This window comes from Rhizobium oryzihabitans, assembly GCF_010669145.1.
Lineage (GTDB): Bacteria > Pseudomonadota > Alphaproteobacteria > Rhizobiales > Rhizobiaceae > Agrobacterium > Agrobacterium oryzihabitans.
Genome location: NZ_CP048639.1, coordinates 58,058 through 64,792 on the forward strand (window position 1 = coordinate 58,058; position 6,735 = coordinate 64,792).

Here is a 6,735-nt window from a genome sequence, read left to right on the forward strand (position 1 = left end):
CATGCCTGCACGTAACGATGCAATCATCCGGTTCGAGAATGTCGTCAAGCGCTATCCCGGAGCTGCGACTCCAGCGCTTGAGATCGATGAATTTTCAATCGAGCGAGGTGAGTTTTTCTCGATCCTCGGGCCCAGCGGTTCGGGCAAGACGACCGCGCTGCGCCTCATCGCTGGCTTCGAGCAGGCCGATTCCGGCCGCATCTTTCTCGATGGCCAGGATGTAACCGACGTTCCGCCGCACCGGCGGAACGTCAATACCGTGTTCCAGTCCTATGCGCTGTTCCCGCATATGACGTTGCGGCAGAATGTCGAATATCCATTGAGGATGGCAGGGGTCGACAAGGCCGAGCGCAGTCGACGTGTCGCCGAGGCGCTGGAAATGGTGGCGATGGACAAGATGGCGGAGCGCCTGCCGCATCAAGTCAGTGGCGGCCAGCGCCAGCGCGTGGCTCTGGCCCGTGCCTTTGTTGGCCGCCCCAGGGTGCTTTTGCTCGACGAGCCGCTGTCCGCGCTCGATCTCAATCTGCGGCAGCAGATGCAGCATGTGCTGGTCGACCTGCAGCGTAAGATCGGCATTACCTTCATCTATGTTACCCATGACCAGAGCGAGGCGTTGTCGATGTCGAACCGCGTCGCCATAGTCAATGCCGGCAGCATTCAACAGCTCGACAGTCCAGGCGAGATCTATTATGCGCCAACAGTCGCTTCGTCGCCCAGTTCATTGGCAAGTCCAACCTGATCGCCGCAGAGGCGGCGGGTTCGGCGGATTCCTCGGTGGTCTCGGTGTGTGGCGAAAGCTTCGGCATGGCGGCGGTCCGCCGACCCGGCGCGATAAGCCTTGGCCTGCGGTTCGAGGCGCTGACCATAACTCCGCCGATCGGCCGTGCCCCGAAGGTGTCGCGCTTAAAGGCCATGTCTCCGACGTTCTGTTTCTTGGCCATACTTGCGAGGTGAAGGTCCGTTGCCGCGACCAGGATTTCATCGCCTTTGCGCCGGCGCGGCGTGGTGCAATCCTTGAGCATGGCCAGCCGGTTTGGCTGTCCTTCAAGCCGGAAGACTGTGTGGTGCTTGATGACTGACGTCGCCCTTGCATCGCGCGCAAACCCGAACACTGGGAGCGCTGTCCCAGCCGTGCTGTGCGGCATTCTCGCGCGAATGTCGCTTTATGCCTGGCTTGCCCTGCTCGTGGTCCTGCCGAATATCCTGCTGATCGGCGTCAGCCTGCTCACCTCGAAGAACGGCGTGACCAATTTCGATCTGACGCTGCAGAATTTTGCGCGCGCGTGGGAATCGTCAGGCGTCTGGGTTCTGCTCTGGCGGACAGTGGCGACCGCCCTGCTGGCCACGGCGATTGCTACGCTGATCGCCTATCCGATGGCCTATTACGCAGCGCGCATTCTTGAGCGCGGCCGGTTCCTGTCGGTCATGCTGGTCGTCATCCCGCTCTGGATCAGCCTGCTGATGCGTGTTTTCGCCTGGCGGGTGATCCTCGGCGAGAGCGGCGTGCTCAACGCCTTCCTGTTGCGGATGGGTCTGATCTCGGAGCCGAGTTCGGCGCTGCTCTACAATTCCTTCGCCGTCTTCCTCACCTTCGTATATGTCTCAATCCCCTTCATCTTCGTCGCTGCATATTCAGCGATCGACCGCATTCCGCCCAGCCTGACGGAGGCGGCCAACGATTGCGGCGCAAGCGGCTTCAGGCTTTCTTCACCGTCGTATGGCCGCTGTCGCGTCCCGGCACTTCGGTGGGCGTGGCGCTCGCCTTCCTCATGGCGGTCGGCGACTACATCACGCCGTCGATGGTCGGCGGACTGGATGGGACGATGCTCGGAATGGTCATCGCCTCGCAGTTCGGCATTGTCGGCAACTGGCCTATGGCGCGGCGCTCGCATTGATGCTGCTTGTGACGGTCGCCGTCGTTCTCGCCATCATGTTCAGGACAGCGCGCGTGCCCGGTATCCTGACCGGCGAGACGGGTGGGATGCTGTCAGTACCGGCAGGCGCCAGGAGTGCCGGCAACATTTTGTTCCGTTGGCTCGCCTTTGCGCTGTTCTGTCTGCCCTATCTTTTTCTCTATGCGCCACTCGCAATCATCGCGATATTCTCTTTCAACGACGCGACGGTGCAGGTGTTCCCGCTAAGCGGCATGACGTTCCGCTGGTATCAGGAGGTACTGAGCAACACAGCGCTGCTTGCGGCGCTCAACCGGTCGCTCTATGTCGGGCTTCTGGTTCTGTTGATCTCGATCGCCGCCGGAACGGGATTTGCTATCCTGCTCGCCTATGCAAGGCTTTCCTTCGGGAAGCTTTCGGAGCAATTGCTGACGCTGCCGGTCGCCATGCCGGGTGTAGTGCTAGGCATCACGCTTGTGCTTGCTTTCCAGTTGCTTCGCATCCCGACAGGTATTCCGCGCGTCGTGCTCGGGCATTCCACATTCGTCATGCCGGTCATCATGCTGACGGTACTCAGCCGGCTCAGACGGCTGGATCCTGCCTTGGTCGAAGCATCGTCCGATCTCGGCGCGTCCTACGCCAAAACGGTTTGGCATGTCGTGTTGCCACTGGTGCGCGGCTCGATCATCGGTGGGGCGTTGCTCGGTTTCACGCTGTCGGTGGACGAGGTGGTGGTCTCGCTCTTCCTGACCGGAACGCAGCCGACGCTGCCGGTCTGGGTGTGGAACCAGATGCGGTTCGGCTTCACTCCCTCCGTCAATGCCATATTCGTCTGCATCGGTATCGGATCGATCATGCTCACCCTCATTGCGCGCCGCTTCCTCGACGCCAAGGGCACCTGACCGCGCTGAATCATCAAGAAGAAAGGAACAAGCATGTCGTCCACCGCTCAAGAGCTCGCCCGGCTGGCCGAAACCATTAGACCGGAAACGAAGGCGTTCATCGATGGCCGCTTTGTCGATTCCGCCAGCGGCAAGTCCTTCGATACAATCAACCCGGCCACCGGCAAGGTCGTTGCCTCGGTCGCCGAAACCGACCGTGAGGACGTGGATCGCGCCGTTGCGGCTGCACGCTCCGCCTTCAACAAGGGCAGTTGGCGCAATCTCGCTCCGCGCGATCGCAAAGTCGCCTTGCTGCGGCTTGCCGATCTGGTCGAGAAGCATCAGGAAGAGTTCGCCGTCCTCGAATGCCTCGACACAGGCAAGCCTGTCCTCGATGCGCTCAATGCCGACGTGCCGGACGCGATTGCCACGCTGCGCTGGCATGCCGAGGCGATAGACAAGATTTATGACGCCGTTTCGCCCACCTCCGCCGATATCGTCTCGATGGTGGTTCGCGAGCCCATCGGCGTCGTCGGCGCTGTCATCCCTGGAACTTCCCCCTCGCGATTACCGCGGTGAAGATCGGTCCGGTGCTTGCTGGCGGCAACTCCATCGTGATCAAGCCGGCCGAGCAGACGCCGCTCACGGCCTCAGGCTTGCCGCCCTTGCGGCAGAGGCCGGCATCCCCGATGGTGTGATAAATGTCCTGCCAGGCTATGGCGAGACATCCGGACAGGCGCTCGGCCGCCATCGCGACGTCGATTGCCTGAGCTTCACAGGTTCGACGGAAGTGGGTGGCTATTTCCTCAAATATGCCGCTGAATCCAATCTCAAGCGCGTGCTGCTGGAACTGGGGGGCAAGAGCCCTGTCATCGTCATGGACGATATCGACGATCTAGGTCCTGTCGTGGAACAGATCGCTCTTGGCATCCTGTTCTCCCAGGCGAGAACTGCAGTGCAGGCTCTCGGCTGCTGGTTCATGCCGGCATGAAGGACCGTCTGCTCGAAGCCGTCATCGAGAATTTCAAGACGTGGAAGGTTGGCGATCCCTTTGCTGAAGACACCAAGATGGGCGCCATGATCGAGCAGAAGCACATGGAGCGGGTGTTGGGCTATATCGAGGCCGGCAAGCGCGAGGGCGCGTTGGTCGCGCTCGGTGGCAACCGTATCCTCGAACAGACCGGCGGCTACTTCATCGAGCCGACCGTGTTCGATGGCGTCGCCAACAGCATGACCATTGCCCAGGAGGAAATTTTCGGCCCCGTGCTGTCGACCATCACGTTCAATGACGTCGAGGAAGCGGTCGCGATCGCGAACGACACGAAATATGGTCTGGCCGCGCAGCTCTATACCAACAATCTGCACATCGCCCATAAGGTCTCCCGCGCCATCCGCGCCGGAACGGTCTCGGTCAACTGCTTCTCGGAAGGCGATCAGGCCGTGCCATTCGGCGGTTACAAGCAGTCGGGCTTTGGCGGGCGCGAAAAATCCATGCTGGCGCATGACCAGTATCTCCAGTTCAAGACGATCTGGATGCAATTGAGGTAGGCAATGACGGATATGGGGAAGAACTCAAACTACGACTATATCGTCGTCGGCGCGGGGTCGGCCGGCTGCGTGGTCGCCAACCGCCTGACCGAGGACGGCACGCGCAGCGTGCTGCTGCTCGAGGCGGGACCACGCGACGGCTCGATCATCATGCGGATGCCGGCGGCACTGGGCCTGCCACTCGAAAGCACGAAGTAACAACTGGCCTACAAGAGCGAGCCCGAGCCCGGACTGAATGGGCGAATAAGCGACCAGCATCGCGGCGCGGGTGCTGGGCGGCTCGTCATCTATCAACGGCATGGTTTTCGTGCGGGGGCAACACCGCTCGATTACGAAGGTTGGGCGGCGAGGGATTGCCGAAGTGGTCCTATGCGCATGTCCTGCCTTACTTCAAGAAGATGGAAACCTTCGAGAAGGGCGGTAACGAATACCGTGGTGCGACTGGCCCGCTGCATGTGCACCAATGCCGTGCCGAAAACCCGCTCTACGAGGCCTTTCTTGCTGCAGGCAGGATTTCGGCCTGCCGCTCAGCACCGACCAAAACGGCTTCCAGCAGGAGGGCGTCAACCGCGCCCAAGCCTCGGTTCGCAACGGCGTCCGCGAGAGCACGGCAGTTGCCTATCTGCGTCCGGCCGAGGGCGGCGCAAATCTCGCCATCGTGACCGGTGCGACCGTGACGCGGCTGATCATGGATGGCAGCACAATACAGGGTGTCGAATACGAGATTGGCGGTGTCGTGAAAAAGGCGATGGCCGGAAAGGAAGTTGTGCTGAGCGCCGGTGCGTTCGATACTCCAAGATACTGATGCTCTCCGGCATCGGCGATACCGATACGCTCAAGGCGCATGACATCGCGTGCAGGGTCCATCTACCCGTGTTGGCCGGGATCTCCAGGACCATGTCGCGTGGCTATCCAGTATACGACAACCAAGTCGTGTCGCCGACAAAACAGCTCTCGAAATTGGGGCGGCCTTTGCGTCGGCGTTGCGCTGGCTGTTGACCAACGGCCGGGCTCGGCGCGAGCAACTATTTCGAAGTCGGAGCATTTTTCCGTGGCAATGACACGGTGTCCTATCCGAACATTGAGCACGAATTCCTCCGATGATCGGCGAATTCTATCGTGCGAGGCGAGGGTGCTCGACGGCTTTCAGTATTTCACCAGTGTCATGCGTCCCAAGAGCCGCGGTCGCGTCTCGCTCCGCTCTGCCGATCCGAAGGCCGCCCCGAAAATCGAGATCGCTTCTTGACCGAGGATGCCGATCTCAACGAGATGATCGAGGGTGTGAAAAAGACACGCGGAGATCATCCGCCAGAAGTCGTGGATCCGCTTCGCGGACGGGAGGTCACGCCCAGCGCTGACATTTCTTCCGACAAGGATCTTGCTGCCTGGATTCGTCAGAAATGCCGGAACCGCTTACCACCCGTCGCGACCTGCCGGATGGGCACGACGAGATGGCTGTGACCGATCAAGACGGCTGCGTACACGGCGTGAGCGGGGTTGCGCATCGCCGATGCGTCACTGATGCCGGCGCTGACGACGGGCAATACCAATGCGCCAACGATCATGATCGGCGAGAAGATCGCCGACGCCATTCTCGCCGGCAACTGCCGCCGCAGAACTCCTCCTTTTATACCGGCCGGCATTGAAGCCGGCCGCCGTGTGAGTTCCACGAGCTCGCGATAAAGGGGACTGACGATTTCAAGGGCGTCCAGTCGCATGAAATCCTGCGCGATGACTTTAGCATGTTTTCCTTTTTGCGGCTCGGGCCGGAATCGAATGGTCTCCATACGCTTGTTGTATTGCGGTGATATACTCAATCCATCCGGTCATTCGCGCGTTATCGTCCGGAACGCCTCCGCCAACCTCCTGACAGCCACCTCGATCTCGGCCGGCGTGTAGGCGGCAAAGCCCATCAGGAAGCCGGCTTGCGGATCGTTGGCAGCATGGAGCGCCGACAGGCCGAGGATGTCGATCCCCACTCGTCGCGCGGCATCGATGGCCGCGCGCTCGGATAGATCGGCGGTCAGGACGCACGGCATCTGCAGGCCGCCGGCCGGAATGCGCGCGCTCGATGAAATCCGCCAGGTGTCTGCCACTTGGCCGGCCAGCACGTCGGGCTTCGGCATAGATGCCGCGCATGCTGCGGACGTGCGCGCCGAAATGCCCGCCTTCATGAAGCGGCAAGCGTCAATTGCGCCATGGGCGCCGTATGTCCATCCAGCAATGTGCGTGCGACGGTCATCGGCTTCACAAAGCTGCGGCGGCAGCACGACATAACCGATCCGCAGACCGGAAACAGCGACTTGGTGAAGGTGCCGATATAGATCGTCCGGTCGTGCGGATCGAGACCCTGCACGCAGGCCGTCGGCTTGCCGGCATAATGGAATTCGCTGTCGTAATCGTCCTCCATGATC

At 61.1% G+C, this 6,735-nt stretch carries 7 protein-coding genes and 2 pseudogenes; 7 read left to right on the top strand and 2 right to left on the bottom strand.

Annotation, left to right across the window (positions count from 1 at the left end; translation table 11 throughout):
- Window position 1: 1 nt before the first annotated feature.
- The 7 genes and pseudogenes from G3A56_RS27945 (at window position 2) to G3A56_RS29250 (ending at window position 5,126) form a co-directional block, all read left to right on the top strand.
- Window positions 2-739, top strand: a complete 738-nt coding sequence (locus G3A56_RS27945) for an ABC transporter ATP-binding protein (protein WP_246231484.1) — start codon at window positions 2-4, stop codon at window positions 737-739.
- Window positions 690-1,079, top strand: a complete 390-nt coding sequence (locus tag G3A56_RS29235) for a TOBE domain-containing protein (RefSeq protein ID WP_246231485.1) — start codon at window positions 690-692, stop codon at window positions 1,077-1,079. Before G3A56_RS27945 ends, G3A56_RS29235 begins: the two co-directional genes overlap by 50 nt.
- Window positions 1,080-1,679: 600 nt before the next feature.
- Complete coding sequence (locus tag G3A56_RS29240) at window positions 1,680-1,895, top strand: hypothetical protein (RefSeq protein WP_246231486.1); 216 nt, start codon at window positions 1,680-1,682, stop codon at window positions 1,893-1,895.
- The gene (locus tag G3A56_RS29245; RefSeq protein ID WP_246231487.1) at window positions 1,895-2,794 is read left to right on the top strand and encodes an ABC transporter permease; all 900 of its coding nucleotides are present in this window, start codon (window positions 1,895-1,897) and stop codon (window positions 2,792-2,794) included. The genes G3A56_RS29240 and G3A56_RS29245 overlap by 1 nt, the downstream gene beginning before the upstream one ends.
- 33 nt (window positions 2,795-2,827) lie before the next feature.
- Window positions 2,828-4,321, top strand: a pseudogene (locus G3A56_RS27955) (aldehyde dehydrogenase).
- Window positions 4,322-4,333: 12 nt separating this feature from the next.
- Window positions 4,334-4,519, top strand: a complete 186-nt coding sequence (locus tag G3A56_RS27960; RefSeq protein ID WP_164057011.1) for an NAD(P)-binding protein — start codon at window positions 4,334-4,336, stop codon at window positions 4,517-4,519.
- A gap of 265 nt (window positions 4,520-4,784) precedes the next feature.
- Complete coding sequence (locus tag G3A56_RS29250) at window positions 4,785-5,126, top strand: GMC family oxidoreductase N-terminal domain-containing protein (protein ID WP_164057013.1); 342 nt, start codon at window positions 4,785-4,787, stop codon at window positions 5,124-5,126.
- A gap of 589 nt (window positions 5,127-5,715) precedes the next feature.
- On the opposite strand, the gene G3A56_RS29770 is transcribed toward G3A56_RS29250, so the two are convergent.
- Together G3A56_RS29770 and G3A56_RS27980 are read right to left on the bottom strand one after the other, a co-directional pair.
- Window positions 5,716-6,108: a hypothetical protein gene (locus G3A56_RS29770; protein ID WP_425503404.1), complete on the bottom strand. Its 393-nt coding sequence runs from the start codon at window positions 6,106-6,108 to the stop codon at window positions 5,716-5,718.
- Window positions 6,109-6,147: 39 nt separating this feature from the next.
- Window positions 6,148-6,735: pseudogene (locus tag G3A56_RS27980) on the bottom strand (aminotransferase-like domain-containing protein); the annotation flags it as partial.

Bases quoted from the DNA above. Each gene is read 5' to 3' on its own strand.
- G3A56_RS29250 (WP_164057013.1), top strand. From the start codon at position 4,785: ATGCCGTGCCGAAAACCCGCTCTACGAGGCCTTTCTTGCTGCAGGCAG.
- G3A56_RS29235 (WP_246231485.1), top strand. From the start codon at position 690: ATGCGCCAACAGTCGCTTCGTCGCCCAGTTCATTGGCAAGTCCAACCT.
- G3A56_RS27945 (WP_246231484.1), top strand. From the start codon at position 2: ATGCCTGCACGTAACGATGCAATCATCCGGTTCGAGAATGTCGTCAAG.
- G3A56_RS29770 (WP_425503404.1), bottom strand. From the start codon at position 6,108: ATGGAGACCATTCGATTCCGGCCCGAGCCGCAAAAAGGAAAACATGCT.
- G3A56_RS29245 (WP_246231487.1), top strand. From the start codon at position 1,895: ATGCTGCTTGTGACGGTCGCCGTCGTTCTCGCCATCATGTTCAGGACA.
- G3A56_RS27960 (WP_164057011.1), top strand. From the start codon at position 4,334: ATGGGGAAGAACTCAAACTACGACTATATCGTCGTCGGCGCGGGGTCG.